This is a genomic window from Paenibacillus sp. MDMC362, assembly GCF_003269305.1.
In the GTDB taxonomy this organism is placed as follows: domain Bacteria; phylum Bacillota; class Bacilli; order Paenibacillales; family Paenibacillaceae; genus Paenibacillus_AQ.
In genome coordinates this window covers 16,947-33,465 of record NZ_QLYT01000025.1, presented here as the reverse complement: position 1 = coordinate 33,465, position 16,519 = coordinate 16,947, and the positions used below count along the sequence as shown (strand labels likewise).

The window sequence follows — 16,519 nt, the reverse complement described above, 5'->3', positions numbered from 1 at the left end:
CTCTACTTCTCGCTGTCGATCAGTTCTTGCAATTGAACGTTTGCCGACTCGGCAGCAACTCCGACATCTTCGCCGATGAGTCCCTTCACCACGATGCCGCCGATAATGTCCCTTGCTTCCTTCACGTGAATGACTTTTGGACGGTCGTAGCTCATTCCGATCGGGATGGATTCATTGATCACCGGAATCAGCTCCTCCGGAAAGCCGGAGATGCCTTCCTTGTCATGCCACAGCGAGCCCCGGGCTCCCGGGTTACCGATCTTCTGGGCTTGCAGCACCATGTCCCGGCCCGAAGCCCACTCGATGAAAGCCCAGGCCGCATCCTTGCGGGCCGATTTCGCATTGATGCCTATAGCCCATGCAGTGGTGCTATACGGCTTACGACCCGCATCGCCTGCCGGAAACAGCGCATACCCAATCTTCTCCTTCGCCAATCCTGATTGCGTGAGCATGGGGTAGATCGCGCTGGCATCGGTGAAAAAGGCCGCTTTTCCTTGAGCGAACAAATCCGCAGACTGAGTCCAACTGTAGTTCAGGGCATCAGGTGGACCATATTTTCCAAGCAGCCTTACATACCGTTCTATTCCCTTGACCGCTTCCTTTGAGTTCAGTACCGCCTGATCTTCGTTCGTAAAATTTCCGCCTTCGGAGTAAACGAAGGACGAGAGCTGGGTGACGAGAGCGCTTCGCTGCCCTCTTGCAACAAATCCGTAGACGCCACGCTCGGGAACGTGCACCTGCCTGACCGCCGCTTCCAGCTCGTCCAAAGTCTGCGGCACTTCGATTTCTTTATTCTCCAGCAAATCCTTGCGATAAAATAAAATCTGCTGCTCGGTTGAAAGAGGGACGGCAAGCAGCTTTCCGTCCACCGTTACCGATTCCAACGCCGTTGACGAAAAATCGGCAAAGTCGTAACGTGGATCCGATACGGCATACGATTCCAAGGGCGTTAGCCAGCCATTGTTCTCATACAGACTCAGCTCTTCCAAAGGCCGGATCATGAACACGTCGGGACTTTCGCTACCTACCGTCATCTGCACAAACATCTTTTGGCTGAGCTGTTCATTGGTTAACGCTTGAAAATCAACCTTGATGCCCGTCTCCTTCTCGAATTCGGGAAGATGGGCGCGAAGGATATCCGCAACCGGGTTTTTGGCCATATATGCGGTAATCCGCACGTTGTCAAACGGTCGTTCCGATTCGGACATTCTGCTGTCGGCTCCGTTCCTCCCCGCCATGCATCCAGCCGCCGACACCATCATGACGACGATCCATAACACCTTGCAGAAACGTCCTGCAACCTTCATAACTCCCCCTCCTGTTCAGTCGGTCATAAATCGATATTAAAGCGTTTACAATGAAGAAGACACTGAAAAAATTTAACATTTGGTACACTTATTTAGCATTTCATGCAAAGCGGCCAGAAGATTGGCCCCCATCTTGGCGAATAATGGCCCAGATCCATAAAGATGTAGATACTCAACTAAGCGGATAAGAAAGTACGCGCGCTTGTCTTCCTCGGCTGATGATAAAAAAAAAACCGCGATTGTCGCGGCTTCTTAACGTCTTTGACCCATTTTATTCTTCGTTAATAACAAGGTATCCTTTAATTCCTCCAAAGCTATTCTTTGTCTCTATTCTTTTTACGTACAATTAATAGAAGCAACGATGCCCAAAATAAAAGGTTCGAAACCTTTACCAACCAATTATATCCTCCACTTTGGGATCCCAAATCAAAGAGAATATGAGCGATACTAACTAACGCCGTCATGATAAATATAATGAAAATCATTTGAAACATGGCTTAATCCCCCATCTAAGAAGCCGGCAGTTTTACAACAGCTGTAAGTCCTTTCCCTCGATCACTCTCCAGTATCAGTTCTCCCTGATGAGCCTTGGCAATTCTCGCCACCATGGGGAGTCCCAGTCCATGTCCCTGTCGGGCCGGGGGAGTTCGTCCAGAACTATAGGGAAGCAAAATCACGCATTTAAGTTCTTCTTTCGGGATGCCTTTTCCGTTATCCGATACCACAAAGCTGTAGAACATCCCGTCTGCCGGACCCGTTTTCATTTCAATTTCACATCCGTCCGGATTATGCCTGATACTGTTCTGTACCAAGTTCGTTATCGCCCGATACAGCAGCCGTTCATCCCCACTCACGATCAGACTCTCGTCCATCTCCTGAAGAGAAATGTCATAGCGCTCATCAAGGCCGTTGTTTAAAAAGTCGGATACGACCTGCCTGGCCAACGCGGAGAGACGGATCGACTTGAACTGTAATGGCTGCATTTCATATTCCAGCATCGATACCAAATTCAGATCGCTCACCAGGGAGCGCAAGCGTTCCCCTTGGCGGCGGATGATTGCAGCCTGCTGTTTATGCTCGGCAGACAGTTCCGGCTGGTCCTCCAACTCGCTCGCATAACCCAGAATCATGGACAGCGGTGTCCGGATATCATGGGAGATGCCTGCGATCCAATTCGATCTTGCAACGTCCCTCGCTTTGAGTGCATCATTCTTCTCCTGGAGCATCTTTGAGGTTGAATTGATACTTTGGGACACATCATTGAATATCCCCCCGGTATCCACCTGGACCGGCTCTTCCTTCGAAAGAGCATGGATGCCATGAATCAACGGTCTTATCCCCCGGACGATCCGGGTCCCGATTAACACGGAAACCAGCAGGGCAAGGGCTGCATTGCACAACAGTACCAGCAAAATTCGTACAGGCAAAGACCTTAGCCACTCGATCAAGAAGTCGAATTGGTATTTCCCGTATGTGTTTTTGGGATAGCCCAATACCATCAATCCATCTTCTCGTTCCCATACGTATACGGGGTATTCCATCAGATAGTAGCGGGAGAACTTGGCTACGTCCGTTACATCATAGGATCTTGGAATGTCCGCTGGCAGTCGTTCGCTCCACTGTACCTCCCCCTCCCGATCCATCAACATGGCCCATGCTTGGTGTGTATCCAGCAGCTCCACCCCCTCAACGCCAAGCGCATAGTTTCCCTGCTGCAGAACCAATTCATTGGCTAATTTCTGTACAGTTGCTTCAGGGGAAAGCCCTTTGTGTTTTTCCTGGAATATCAATGAACCGAGTAATACCAGATTGAACAGTAACAAAAGAAAGGAAACGAGAATCGTCGAACCGACAAACCGCCTTAATATCCGGATTACGCCATCCATCATCGGGACTCCTGTGTCATGAGTTTATAGCCGAGTCCGCGCACGGTTAACAAATGTACCGGATTTGATGGGTCTACCTCAATTTTCTCCCGAATGCGTCGAACATGCACCATCAAAGTGTTCTCATAACCGTAACTCTCATCGCCCCATACGGCTTGGCATAAAGCGTCGCTGGTTACGATCCGGCCCTGATTCTCATAAAGCTTCATCAGTATAGAGTGCTCTTTGGCAGTCAACGGGAATTCTTTGTGCTCCCCCAATACGACCGCGCTATCCAAATCAACCGTTAGAGCACCCAACCGGAATACAGGCAACCGTTCTACGATGTTGGAGGCATACACCCGCTTCAGAATGGCCATCAGTCGGAGAATGAGCTCCCTGGGCAAAAAGGGTTTGACCATATAATCATCTGCACCCAGGCCCAGCCCGAGCAGCCGATCTTCATCTTCACCCCGTGCAGACAGAAACAGCACAGGCATATCCGTGAACGACCGGATGGATGAAAGCAGCGAAAAGCCGTCTCCATCCGGCAGCATGATATCCAATATGGCGGCATCTGGTTTTTCCGATCTGCATACAGACAGGGCGTCCGTGAAATTGCCGGCAGTATAAATCCGGAAGAATCCTTCCCTTCGCAGGAAACGTTCGATCATCTCTCTTATTTCGGGTTCGTCGTCAACAATCATTATTTTTTTATTCTTCATCAAATCCAATGTACATCACCCAATTTAGTATACATGACGAATGCTTGTAGACGGTATTTTCTTAATCTGATTTAAGGTAAATGTAAGGTTAACTTCAGCGAGGCGCAAGAATCCTGATCTATAGTGAGCAACAGAGACTATTATGAAATGGAGTTGAAATCCATGTTAATTACGTCGTCCCCCATCGTGGAGACCTACAATCTGTCCAAAACATACAATGGCACACACCGTGTGAACCAAGTGAATCTTGCGGTGCATCCCGGACAAATCTTCGGCTTCCTGGGCCCGAACGGAGCTGGCAAAACAACCACGCTTAAGATGCTGCTCGGGCTCATTAAACCTACCGGAGGCAAGGTCAAAGTGTTTGGCAAAGACTTGGACAATCATCGCCCGTCCATTCTGAACCAGACCGGTTCCCTGATCGAATCTCCTTCATATTACGGCCACCTGACAGGACTTGAGAATTTGAAGGTCATGCAGCGCCTCCGCAGCGTTCCGAACAAAAATATTGACGAGGTACTCCGAATTGTAAGACTCGAAAATCATAAGCATAAAAAGGCAGACCAATACTCTTTGGGTATGAAACAACGGCTAGGCATTGCCATGGCTTTGCTCGCCTTTCCCAGCTTGCTGATTCTGGATGAGCCAACGAACGGCCTTGATCCGGCGGGGATCGGCGAAATCCGTGAGTTAATTAAATCCCTTCCCGGACATTACGGGATTACCGTGGTGTTGTCGAGCCATCTATTGTCCGAGATCGAACAGATTGCTACGTCCGTGGGCATTATCAATGACGGTAAGCTTCTTTTTCAGGGGACGATGCAGAATCTCCAAGCCAGCAACAAAGCGACAATACGTTTCAAGACAACGGACGCAACAAGAGCGGAGAAGATTCTGCTAACCCAAGGATATTCACCCAAAATTCAGGGGGAACAGCTTGTGTTTACACATCTCCCGGATGAGGAAGTTTCACGTATAAATCGGGTAATGGTGGAGCAAGATCTTCCCGTCATCCGAATAGAGGAGCATAAAAAAAGCCTGGAAGACATTTTCCTTGACTTGACCGGAAGGGAGCGTAGCCTGTAATGAAAGCTCTGTCCCTGGAGTATTTCAAAATTCGCCGCAAACGGATATGGGTCATGCTCACGCTCTTTCTTGCAGCAGAGATGGCTTGGGCCTCCATGTCCATGAGTATTTCGATCTCAAGGAGCGAAGCGAATGCGAGTTGGGAAGCCTTGATATTCGGCATCTCTTCCATGAACGGTTTGTTTCTACCTATAATTTCAGCTATTGTGGTTTCCCGCATTTGCGATATGGAGCATAAAGGTAACACATGGAAAATGTTAATGACAACCCATATAGGTCGAAATCAAATCTACGCTGCAAAATACATATGCGCCAACAGCCTAATTCTATACGGCATTGCAGCGCAGGCTGTATTCATCGTGGGATTCGGCATATCAAAAGGCATTGGAGGAAGTTTACCTCTTTTCCTGCTTGTTCAATTTACCCTTGGAACGATGTTAACGACGTTTGTCATCATCGCTCTCCAGCAATGGTTGTCCCTTATTGTACGGAATCAGGCTTTCTCCTTATGTTTGGGCATGTTGGGCGGTTTTATCGGAACGACATCCGGTCTGTTTCCGTCCGGCATTCGTCACCTGTTGATTTGGTCCTACTACATGGATCTAAGTCCAGTTACCTATGTGTACAGCTCCACTTCAGGTTCATATCGATCCGGTATGCTGCCTGCCGGATTACTATTTGCTTCCCTTCTTCTGGCAGCGATTTTCTATTTTGCAGGAAGCATTCACGCTTCAAAACAAGAGATCTAAGGAGGAATCCCATGTTAAGGAGCATTTCCGCCGAATGGCTCAAACTTCGACATACCCGCATCGGCCTGGTACTTGCGATACTGCCCGTATTCAGCCTGCTGATCGGATGCTTTAACTTTTATTTCAACCAAGCGGCCTTGCAGAACGGGTGGTACAGCCTGTGGACACAAGTCAGTTTGTTTTATGGAGAGTTTTTCCTGCCCATTCTGATTGCCATCTGCTGTGCCTTTGTATGCAGATTGGAACACGCAAATCGTAACTGGAATATGGTTCTTGCTTCCCCGATGCCCATCACCAGCCTGTTTGCTGCCAAATTGTTTACCGTCAGTCTGCTGATCCTCGCGGCTCAGGCCTTCTTTATGTCCATGTACTGGACAGCTGGCCGATTGTTCTCCATTTCGGATGCATTCCCAATGGAAACCGTAGTATGGAGTCTTCGCGGATGGTTCGCTTCCATTTCCATTGCGGCACTGCAGTTGGGGCTATCCATAAGGATCAGAAGTTTCGCAACGCCTATCGGTATCAGCCTTTGCGCCGTTTTTCTGGGACTCGGCTTGTATGTACTGAACTTTGGCCTGTTGTTTCCCTACTCCTTGTTAACCATAGGCATGGGCGTCCTGAGTCAACAAGGACTAACCCCCGCGGAGAACCTGGTTTTTATGTTCATGAACAGCGCCTTTATTCTGCTATTCGGAGCATGGTCCATCCGTTGCTTGAAGTATAAAGATATCGCTTCATCCTAAATTCATAAAGAAAAAGGTTAAGCAAAACGATTTCAAACGGAGCTTATCTGAGTCTGGGGTGTATGTCTCTATCATTCGAGGAGTAACCTACTGGGAAGAAGTTACGGCAGACGAAATTCCGTCCCGGCCGCAAACATCCGTGCCACACTGAACTTCAACAGTATACGTTTAATTGAAGATTTGGCAGTTAAAATAAAAAAGTCGCCCTAATGGCGACTTTTCTGCACAAATATCATTTTGTCATTTGCATTCATATTTATAATAATTTTGTACATGCACTGCCTCAAATCCAACCGACTCATATAATCTCAAAGCGTGATCGTTTCTCGTTTCGACTTCTAAGTGTACCGTATAACCGGCAGAGCTTTGCTTTTTAACGACTTGGCGAAGCGCTTTTCTGCCTATGCCTCTGCCCTGATATTCCGGCAAAATGGAGAAACCATAAATCCACGCCTGCCCCTCTTCACGGCTCACCCGAAGTTTCCCAACCGTTTCTTCGTTCACGTCAATCATGAGCATATCCGTATGATCCGCAAAACGGTGGTTTTCCATCGCTCTGGCGTCATCTTCGTCCAATCCGAACGCCGTTACGGACAAATGAACGCTCATTTCGAAATCCTCTTCGGTTGCCTGTCTCAGAAGAATATCGTCCGTCTCCTCCAGAGGCGTATGCCGCCATTCCATTTGATGCTCCGAGAATGCATATTCAGCACCTTGTTTATTCAAAAAGAATACTGCCGCATCGGATCCTGCAGGCGCGTTCAGCAAGATTTTCTTGTATCCATTTGATTTTACATGTTCCATTGCCAGGTGAAACAACCGCCCGAAATGCCCTTTTCGACGTTCACTTGGCTTTACCATGCCACATACCTCGACAGTAGAACCAAACGCATACAGACCTAAAAATGCCATAAGCTCGCCATTCGCATCATAATGAAAATAATCGAACGGCTCCGTTTTGCGTTCTCTAAGCATGTCCCAGTTAAGCTTCAGTTGTACATGATCATGAATTTCACACTCTTTTTGCAATTGTTCAATTGCTTGTAGTTGTTTAGTCGTTAACATGTTTCCTCCTTATTAACTGCCGCATCAATAAACTCAGTTAGATATATTCATACCCTAGCCGGGAGACAACATATTTGTCTGTTGAGTTCTACTTTATCATCCTTACATGATGAGAGGACGTTGACTGACTGCCCACAGAAAAAAACTTGTGGCTAAATGCCAACAAGTTCTTCTCTTATTCAACACTCGTTATTTCATGCCCTTTTATTTTACCTCCATCGCGCGCCAAATCACGGTAATCGCTTCAGCGCGGCTAGCATGAGATTGGGGTTTCAACATGTTGTTGGTATAACCCTTCATGATTCCATGATCTACTGCAATCATCATCGCTTTCCGTGCCCAAGACGCAATCTTATCCTGATCGGCAAAGGTTTTGCTGGTAAGCGCATCGTCCAATTGAAATGCTTGAACCACCATTTGCGCCATTTCTTCGCGTGTAATGAAATCGTCAGGGCCAAAGGTAACCGAATCGTATCCTTGAATAATTCCGTATGCATACGCCGTTGAAACGGCTTGCCTCGCCCAATGATCCGTTGTATCGGCGAATTCCTTATTACCTTTACTAGCGAGACCCAATGCTTGAACCAAGATCGCTGCGAATTCTGCTCGACTCATCATACGGTCAGGTCTGAAGCTTCCGTCTGTATAACCGTTCACGACGCCTTTTTCTGCAAGATGCTCAATGTTCTTTTGCGCCCAATGACCTTTGATATCAGTAAACGCAACACCGATTTCTACAGGCACAATCGTTCTCGCAAAAATTGCAAATGGAGTAAAGTGGTCGGTAGTACCGCTTATTGTCCCCGCATTCCAGTCTATGTTGACGTTATCCAGCGCTACCCATTCCTTCGTTTCTTCGTTAAACTGACGAAGTCGGAGCACATGACTGCCTTTTTGTATGGTGTTGGCGTCAAATTTCAAGCTGATGGTTACGTCTTGATCGAATGTTCCGGTTACATCTTTCTTAAACTCAACGACTTTACTTACTACTCGCTCTCCTTCAGATAGTAGAAATTTATCACCATCTGGAAGTGTTAGATTTATGGATAAACAAAATGGTCGATTCAGTGCTTTAGCAGGGATGAGAATCTGTCCCCCTTCAAAAACAATGCTTCTCCCTTCCAAGGCAACAGGAAAGGCGTTGTTCGGGAGTGAACAAACATGGCTACCGTTAGTGAGATTTGAATCGCTTGCTTCACTCGGCTTCTGCGTTATCAAACGATACCGGCTGGACGTCACGTTAACGGCATTACCTGTTTGGTCTTGTGCTCTTACATGCAAGTACCAGTCACCGTCAACGCCGCTTTTCATAAGCGTGGCCTCGTTCGCAAACGGTCTCCAGCCTGTGGCTGGCATGGACGAATCGGTCGTCCACTGAAACTCCAGCGAGGCTGTATCTATGCTGCTACCAGCATCAATGACCGTTACTCTCGGTGTTACCGATGTAACCTGCATTTCGCTTCCATTAGGGTAAATCGTAATCGATGGCGGCGTATGGTCAATCTTCACCGTGATGTCAAGGAATAACATATTGCCTGCTTGATTGGACGCCTCAAATCGAATGTTCGTCTCGCCTTCGCTCGATATATCGATGGGTGCTTCGTTCTCGTAGACTTGTGAAAGCCCCCCGTTCAGCGTATAGGTCAGATTGGAGATCTCGCTGACTGCCGATTCGGCATAGACGCTCAAGGTTACGCTCGAGCTGCTCCATTCACCGCTCGTATATTCACTTCCGTCCGCCTTTACTAGTGTAGGTGTCAAGTGTATACCTGTCGTGCTGATACAGACTGTACGTCCTTCAATCGTTTCATTTCCCGCTGTATCAACGGCTTTGAACGAGATGTTATGAACACCTTCATCGCGGAGGACGATATCAGATAAATAAGGGCTCCACGACACTCCGTCATTAAGCGAATACGTAAATGAAGTGACGCCAGACTCGTCAGATGCCTCTGCACTTACGTTAACCGGTTGATTGCTCCATGTGCGATCAACGTATTTCATTCCATCCGCCGTGGTCATCGTAATAGCGATGGATGGCGGTGTATGGTCAACGGGACGAGTCAGGTTATCGACCATTCGATCCGTTAAACTGAGCAACGCATTGTTTGCTAGGTCGGAAATGTTTCCGGATGGTTTATCGTAGGACAGGAGAACTTGCTGGTCTTCTTCAATTGCTTTCTCTACGTTAAAGACAAGCGTATCCGTTCCCGATCCGTTCACCCGAGTAATAGTAGAAATTTTTCCATCCGTTGTAATCGCAATTCCCCCGGCGTCTGTGAGGTTGACTTCTTCATCAAAGGTCACGATGACGCTGTTCGGATGCCCGCTTTCGATCTTCGCACTGGAGATGGTTGGCGGAGCAGCATCCCATTCTAGATTAGCTGCAATTCCTTGTAAAACAGGAAACATAGCTCCTTCATTTAACACCCAGATTCCGCGGAAGTCCCACTCGGTACCGAAGAGTGCGTACTGTTTCAGTTCTGACGTGACCCTCGGTTCACCTTTGCCCGTATCAGATTGCCCGGTTGTTTCCTTATTATAGAAGCTCGCCGTAACCGTGCCGAAATCCCGTCCGACCAGGCCGCCGACTTCGCCGCTGCCGCTTACCCTGCCGACGGCATAAGCAGTCTTGATGTCTCCGACATTCCTTCCCACTAGGCCGCCCACGTCGTAACGACCGGAAACGGAACCGATTGCGTACGAATCATGCACCTTGCCGCTCTCATTCCTTCCGACGAGACCTCCTACAAAATGCATTCCGGCAACGCCTCCGGCGGCGAAGGACAGGTTAACTTGGCTATTCATATCATGGAGTCCTACCAATCCGCCGACATTGTATTGACCATTAACTTGACCCGTTGCATAGGCATTATTTACCAAACCCGTATTCAAGCCGATTAATCCACCGATGTGACTGTTTCCGCTAACGCTCCCGACAGCATACACAGCTTCAGTTACACTCCCCATGCTGTTCCTTCCAACCAAACCGCCGACTTCGTCTTTTCCATTGACCGCAGCACTTGAACTAGAACTGCCGATCGTTCCGTCGTTATTCCCGACCAGGCCACCTGTCTTGTCCGCTCCGGTAACATTTCCCGTAACATGGACCTTTATAATCTGACTGCCGGGACCGTTCTGTCCCGACAGCATGCCTGTCTGAACGCCGCCGGTGACATTCCCGTTCTTCAAATGAACGTCTCGAACCTCACCACCAGCAATAGTCCCGAACATTCCGACGCTCATTAAACTGCTCCTGTTGATGTAAAGGCCTGTAATATCATATCCATGACCGTCGAGTCTTCCTGTGAACGGAGTGCTCCCATTACCGATGGGTTCGAAGCCGAAGCCTTGCCCTGCACTTGTCGCCCACATATCGGAGCGAGTGTTGTCAGTGAACGTCGTATCAAAATCAATCCCCTGCTTCAGTGCGTAATTCGACGACAGATCCATGGCCATCAGCTGCAGTTGATGCGAGTTCCAGATTACGGCCGACCATTCGGAGCGAAGGAATGGTCGCGTCGAGTCTTCGACCATAAACCAGTCATTCTTGAAATCCCAGCCGGAATAGCTCGATTGGGTTAGTGCCTGTGCAGTCGTGAGGCTGCTTGCGGTACAGGATCCGTATGTATCGTATCCACAGGCGCTATTCAAACCGACAGTTTCAGCATCCCAGAAACTGCTTTTAAAAGTTCCACTGTTACTCCCAACCAGTCCGCCCACGGATTGATCGCGCCCACTAACGTAGCCGGTGGCGTATGACTGAACAATCAATCCGTGGCCCGTGCTGCCCACAAGACCGCCGACAGCACTTTCACCATGGACTGTTCCCGTGGCATATGACTGGCTAATGAGAGCAGAAATATTATAACCGACCAGTCCGCCGACGTGTCCAGCGCTCCCGCTGACGGCACCCGTAGCGTATGAACGGTTTATTTCTCCACCTTCATTGTCCCCTACTAACCCACCGACTATAGAGGCGCCACTGATCCTGCCGGCCGCATAGGAATCACTCACCGTCCCGTCATTACGCCCTACCAAACCACCGACATAATCAGCGCCGGTGACGGCATTCGTAGTGTAGGAGGAGGTTATTTTACCGTGAATGCCATTGTATCCTGCCAACCCTCCGGCTGTGGCCATATGGCTTCTAACCGTTCCGGTAACGTAGGATAAGTGAATGGTTCCATCGCTACGTCCTGCCAGCCCACCCACATGGTTGTTTCCTATGATTGACCCTCCTTCGAGAGCGATATGTTCGATCACCCCGTTAGAGCCTACCATCCCGAATAGGCCGACCATGTCCATCTTGGGCTGATTAATGGTGAGATTACGGATGGCATGACCCGCTCCATCGAAGACACCGGTGAACGGGTCATTTCCGCTTCCGTCGTAGCCGATAGGTACAAAGCCAGCCCCATTACTCCAATTTGCCGTCTCCGAAGCATCGACATCCGCTCCGAGCCTGTAATGAGCGTTCAAATCATTACGCACAGCGTTTAATTGATTTAGCGTTGTAATAATGTAAGGATTGTTCGCCGTCCCATCACCGGACATGGGATCATTCGGAAGAGCGAATGCTTGAAACGGGATGATGCCTATCACGAGCAATAATGCCATCAAAATAGAGAAGATGCGTCTCATCTGGTCTTTTCTTCCTTTCGTTATTCAGTTGCCACGATGAACATTATATTGGATTTTTCGCGAGTTCGAATCTAACCCCGGTTATAGGCCCGGTTATAGTTCACAAAAAGAGACCCGCCACACTGGCGGATCTGCTGTTACCACCTATGATGATTAACCTTGAAACTCTTGACCTCTTGTAATCGCCTCGACTCGGTTTTTCGCCTGCAGCTTGCTGTAAATGCGGTTGATGTGCGCCTTCAAGGTCCCCATTCCGATACCGAGCGTTTCAACGATCGCCGGATTGTCCATCCCCTCCTCCATATAACGAAATATTGCATATTCGCGTGGTGTCAGAAGCTTTTCTAAGGTTGCTTTGCCTTGTACCGAAGATTCGGCTGTTCCTCCGAAAGCGGACAATATTCTCCGCACATAGGCCAGTGAAGGCGCGTTTTTATCTCGAATATTCCCTTTTTGACGATGTTGGACATATTCCCCTAACAGCTGCGCCACCAGATGTCCTTTATCAACAAACACACGGATATAATCATCGGGTTTCGCAAATATAAGCGCCTCTTCCAGCTTGAGCAGCGCTTGTTGCGGCTTATCCATCATCTGCAGCAGCATCGCCTGAAGCACTTGGATCTCCAAGGCGTCCATCGGACGATGTCCTTTCACCGCGATTTGCAGCAATCTCTCAGATAACGCCCATGCCTCCTGGCTCTTGCCGGTCTCCATCAACACCCTAACGAGGAAGATATAGACGAATAGCTGATAAACGGATACCGGATCATCCGACGAGACCTTGTAACGATCCCTCCATTCCACAGCTGCTGACAAGTCTCCGGATTCCATTCGCAGACGAGCCAATTCGACATCGAGCAAGATAGGGGCTGCCTTAGCGCCATCCTCAATCGCCCTTCTATAGGCATCTTCCAGCCATTTTTCGGCCTGACTGATGTCCTGCCTGGATGTGCTGATCCGTGCCAGGAAAAGACTCGCGGGAACGTATACCTTCTCTGGTTGGTAATGCGCCTGACTCGTCCCATGTAATCCCAGCTTCAAGTAATCCTCCGCCTGCTCCAGCTCGTTGCGTTCGTAGAGTAATTCGCCATAACAAACTACGACCGAATCCTGCAGACCCATGGGTTTCATGAATTCGATCATGCTCAAAAAGAACGTATCCGAAAGGCCCCGAGGCAAATGCTGGCCCCGCTTGCCATTGTATGACCTGTATATAGAAGGAGATAGCGGCATATGAGGAGACGCAAAGATCAGATCCGTCCCTGTAGGACTATGCTGAAGTGACAGACGGATATACTCCAGCCCTTTGATCATGTCCATGTCGTATTGGGTTGCTTTAAAGTTCCTGACATAATACAAGTATCCCAAATAGCGATCCTTCTCTTCCGGACTCCAGCTTGCCGAGGAAGCAGCATAATGCTTCTCCGCTAGCTGTAAATACCGTTCCGACAGCTCCAGTTCCTGAGACCACAACAACGAAAATATATACGAAAAAAAGAGGTAAGGATACTGCATAAGCAGTTCCTCGGGAATCGCCGACAACCAAACCTTCATGGTCGAGAATTCCCGGCGGACCATTAAACTTCTCATCTGTTCTAGCAAATGAATCGCTTCCGAATAATAGGTACCAGCCAAGTAGTAATCTATCGCTTCTTCTAGCAACCCCTGCGATTCACACCAGGCTGCGGCCGATTGGAAGAGCACATTCGTCTTAGCCGGATCCAGGCGTCGCTGCTGCTTCAGCAAAAACTCGCCGAATACATGGTGAAATCGGTACCAGTCCCTGTCCTCATCCAGCGGGATAAGGAACATGTTGCGTTTTTCCATCTCCGCCAGCATCCGTGCGCCGTGTTCGCCAGCTATAACCTGACATAGCTGCCCGTTCATCCGCTGTAAAATGGAGACGTTCAACAGAAATTGCCTCGTTGGCTTATCCAACGACTCAAATACTTCCTCGAATAAATAAAGGTCGACACGTTCAGGGGTGGATTGAGCGTACTTGAAAGCTCTCCTCCCCTCATCTTGATGAATAGACAACGAGACCAGCCTAAGTCCTGTCACCCAGCCCTCGGTCTGGAATTGGATTCGTTCAATCTGCTCCCTCTGCAGCTCCCCCATCTCCACGGTGTGGAAGAAATCCACTGTCTCCTGCAAATTGAAACACAAATGCTGGGTATGGATTTCCTGGATCCAGTCCCGACTAATCCATCTCGACTTCAGAAATCCATGGATGCTTCGACTTGAGAAACAAAGATGCACGCTTGAAGGCAAATACTCTATAAAATACGACACGGACGCCTGGATATCCGTATTATGTATGACATGCCAGTCATCCAATATCAGGATAACCGGCTCATTCAAGCCGCTTAATTCGTTTAACAATGCAACCATAAATGGTTCGTACTGGCCCGGGCTCAGCATTGCGTTTGAAGCACGGACGGAGTCTGACAAACTACCGATGGCCTGCTCGATCGCTTTCATGAAGTAGTTCCAAAATCTTATGAGGTCATTATCCTTGTCATCCAGCGATAACCACCCGACGGAGCGGTCCAGTTGTCTGGCCCAATCACTAACCAGCGTCGTTTTACCGTATCCGGCGGGTGCCGTCACGAATGTCGCCCTGTGGTTTAGTCCCGCATTCAATCGCGCAAGCAGACGGGGACGCGTAACTGTTTGATAATGGGGCTGGGGCAGTTTCAATTTCGTTAGAAGCAAGAAATGGCTTTCATCTCTCTCTTGTATCATGCTGCCTCTTTTCGTTAGCCTCTGTGGGCCTTATAGTTGGTTTTATTCTTGATAAAACCCGAAATTCGGATTTTTGTCAACGGGTTAAGTGCGCTGTGTTGGCAAAATCGATTAATGTAAAGCGGTCATTACAACACCTAATATGAGTTATAGAACATTCTGGGACCAGATTACTTTGTGAAATGATAAAGTTCGGGTGTTTATGATTCAACTCATCCTCGGTAAATTCGTTTACCATAAAGTCTGTGATCAAACCACCATGAGTCACAATAACCATGGTTTCGTATGGATGTTGATGGGACAGCTCTAATAAGCAGGAAGCCAACCGCTCACCGGCTTTTCTTGCGGAATCTCCAACAGGAGGCATATAGTCTCGTTCCTTGGTGCAGCGATTCCACATCTCAATAAACTCCTCAAACGTTTGACCAGGCGAGTCTCCCCAATTCGCACGTTCCCGTAACCGACTGTCCTCGGATACGGTTATATGAATTGCTTCAGCCACAATCTGAGCGGTCTGCTTGGCTCTATTCAGCGGGCTGCTAATCATTATATCAATGGACATTTTATTAAAATGATTTGCCGTTTTACGAGCCTGCTTTATCCCTTCGGGTGAAATGGAAACATCTCCAACACGCTTTTCTTTCTCAGCATGTCTGACAAGATAGAAATCTGTGCTCATATCATCAGTTCCTTTCATACATCATCAATTAGATAGTGATTAAATTAAACAAATATCTAATTAGATATTACATTGTTTTAGATTATATGGAAAGACACAGCGCCGCGGTTAACGGATAATAAACAAAAAACCGCCAAATTGGCGGCTCGAGCTTGCAAGTGTTTTTGTTATTAAAACCTTGATTTGTTTCCTTAGGCCAGATTTCAGCTCTTGTTTATGTCCATGCTAACGCATTCTGTTGTTCTCCATCATATTATAAAGTCATGGCGTGTCCATACTTCGCGAGGAACGCTTCCTTCGCTTTGTAATCCTTCATCACGCTGCCAACAAGTCGCCAGAAAGAGCGATCATGATTCATGTGAATGAGATGACATAGCTCATGAATGACCACATAGTCAATGACCTCAAGGGGCGCCATCGCAAGCCGGTAATTGAAGGTGAGATGTTTGGATGAGCTGCAGCTGCCCCACTTTGTTCGCGACTCCTCAATGGTAAAGGATTTAGGCGAAACTTTCAGCTGCTTCTGATAGATCTTAATCCTCTCCCCGATCACCTTCTTGCAGCTGGCATAGTAGAACTTCTTCAGCTCATGTTGGAGCGCATCTTCCGTCAGCCCATGGGTCTCGATTAACTCGTCAAGCGAATAATATTGGCCAAGATGCAGAAACTTGCCACTCTCTTCGTATGCTTTCACCTTCGGAGCATTTCGAGCGGCCTCAATCGCTTGCAGTTGTTTCAAAATTTTATCCCCATACTGCCTTACGGCGTTTATCACGGCATCATCACCTGTATGATTCGGCGCCTTCACCGTAACCAGACCTGAAGGATCGATATGGATGGACATCTTTTGGCGCGGGCCGTATTCTACATGACATTCTATTTGTTGTTGTCCTAATTCAATTTTCATA

At 48.2% G+C, this 16,519-nt stretch carries 11 protein-coding genes; 3 read left to right on the top strand and 8 right to left on the bottom strand.

The genetic code is table 11. From position 1 onward, the window contains the following. Positions 1–2 precede the first annotated feature (2 nt). The 3 genes from DP091_RS14130 to DP091_RS14115 all read right to left on the bottom strand — a co-directional run bounded on the left by DP091_RS14130 (position 3) and on the right by DP091_RS14115 (position 3,906). Positions 3–1,307 (bottom strand): ABC transporter substrate-binding protein, encoded by a 1,305-nt coding sequence (locus tag DP091_RS14130; protein WP_113058899.1) that lies wholly within the window; start codon positions 1,305–1,307, stop codon positions 3–5. A gap of 509 nt (positions 1,308–1,816) precedes the next feature. Then, a complete protein-coding gene (locus DP091_RS14120; RefSeq protein WP_113058897.1) occupies positions 1,817–3,193 on the bottom strand; it encodes a sensor histidine kinase in 1,377 nt (458 codons plus the stop codon). After that, on the bottom strand, positions 3,193–3,906 hold the full coding sequence (locus tag DP091_RS14115; protein WP_113058896.1) for a response regulator transcription factor: 714 nt from the start codon (positions 3,904–3,906) through the stop codon (positions 3,193–3,195). Before DP091_RS14115 ends, DP091_RS14120 begins: the two co-directional genes overlap by 1 nt. 159 nt (positions 3,907–4,065) lie before the next feature. Between DP091_RS14115 and DP091_RS14110 the strand changes: the two genes are divergently transcribed. From DP091_RS14110 to DP091_RS14100, 3 genes are read left to right on the top strand one after another with little or no spacing between them, the layout of a single operon-like run. Continuing rightward, complete coding sequence (locus DP091_RS14110) at positions 4,066–4,983, top strand: ABC transporter ATP-binding protein (RefSeq protein WP_113058965.1); 918 nt, start codon at positions 4,066–4,068, stop codon at positions 4,981–4,983. Next, a complete protein-coding gene (locus tag DP091_RS14105; RefSeq protein ID WP_113058895.1) occupies positions 4,983–5,732 on the top strand; it encodes an ABC transporter permease in 750 nt (249 codons plus the stop codon). The genes DP091_RS14110 and DP091_RS14105 overlap by 1 nt, the downstream gene beginning before the upstream one ends. A gap of 11 nt (positions 5,733–5,743) precedes the next feature. Beyond that, positions 5,744–6,475, top strand: a complete 732-nt coding sequence (locus DP091_RS14100) for an ABC transporter permease (RefSeq protein ID WP_113058894.1) — start codon at positions 5,744–5,746, stop codon at positions 6,473–6,475. A gap of 240 nt (positions 6,476–6,715) precedes the next feature. Here DP091_RS14100 and DP091_RS14095 read toward each other — a convergent pair whose 3' ends face one another. From DP091_RS14095 to DP091_RS14075, 5 genes are all read right to left on the bottom strand, one after another. Next, entirely contained in the window at positions 6,716–7,540 is an 825-nt protein-coding gene (locus DP091_RS14095) for a GNAT family N-acetyltransferase (RefSeq protein WP_113058893.1), read from the bottom strand. Between the two features lie 204 nt (positions 7,541–7,744). Then, positions 7,745–12,184 carry an S-layer homology domain-containing protein gene (locus DP091_RS14090; protein ID WP_113058892.1) on the bottom strand — a complete coding sequence of 1,480 codons (4,440 nt, stop codon included), beginning with the start codon at positions 12,182–12,184 and terminating at the stop codon, positions 7,745–7,747. A 153-nt stretch (positions 12,185–12,337) separates the two neighbouring features. Continuing rightward, entirely contained in the window at positions 12,338–14,932 is a 2,595-nt protein-coding gene (locus DP091_RS14085) for a winged helix-turn-helix domain-containing protein (RefSeq protein ID WP_113058891.1), read from the bottom strand. 76 nt (positions 14,933–15,008) lie between these two features. After that, the gene (locus DP091_RS14080; protein ID WP_113058890.1) at positions 15,009–15,611 is read right to left on the bottom strand and encodes a histidine phosphatase family protein; all 603 of its coding nucleotides are present in this window, start codon (positions 15,609–15,611) and stop codon (positions 15,009–15,011) included. A gap of 253 nt (positions 15,612–15,864) precedes the next feature. Continuing rightward, entirely contained in the window at positions 15,865–16,518 is a 654-nt protein-coding gene (locus DP091_RS14075; protein WP_113058889.1) for a M48 family metallopeptidase, read from the bottom strand. Position 16,519: the final 1 nt, after the last annotated feature.

Coding starts and splice junctions, on each gene's coding strand:
- DP091_RS14120 (WP_113058897.1), bottom strand. CDS start 3,193: ATGGATGGCGTAATCCGGATATTAAGGCGGTTTGTCGGTTCGACGATT.
- DP091_RS14085 (WP_113058891.1), bottom strand. CDS start 14,932: ATGATACAAGAGAGAGATGAAAGCCATTTCTTGCTTCTAACGAAATTG.
- DP091_RS14075 (WP_113058889.1), bottom strand. CDS start 16,518: ATGAAAATTGAATTAGGACAACAACAAATAGAATGTCATGTAGAATAC.
- DP091_RS14090 (WP_113058892.1), bottom strand. CDS start 12,184: ATGAGACGCATCTTCTCTATTTTGATGGCATTATTGCTCGTGATAGGC.
- DP091_RS14080 (WP_113058890.1), bottom strand. CDS start 15,611: ATGAGCACAGATTTCTATCTTGTCAGACATGCTGAGAAAGAAAAGCGT.
- DP091_RS14100 (WP_113058894.1), top strand. CDS start 5,744: ATGTTAAGGAGCATTTCCGCCGAATGGCTCAAACTTCGACATACCCGC.
- DP091_RS14095 (WP_113058893.1), bottom strand. CDS start 7,540: ATGTTAACGACTAAACAACTACAAGCAATTGAACAATTGCAAAAAGAG.
- DP091_RS14105 (WP_113058895.1), top strand. CDS start 4,983: ATGAAAGCTCTGTCCCTGGAGTATTTCAAAATTCGCCGCAAACGGATA.
- DP091_RS14130 (WP_113058899.1), bottom strand. CDS start 1,307: ATGAAGGTTGCAGGACGTTTCTGCAAGGTGTTATGGATCGTCGTCATG.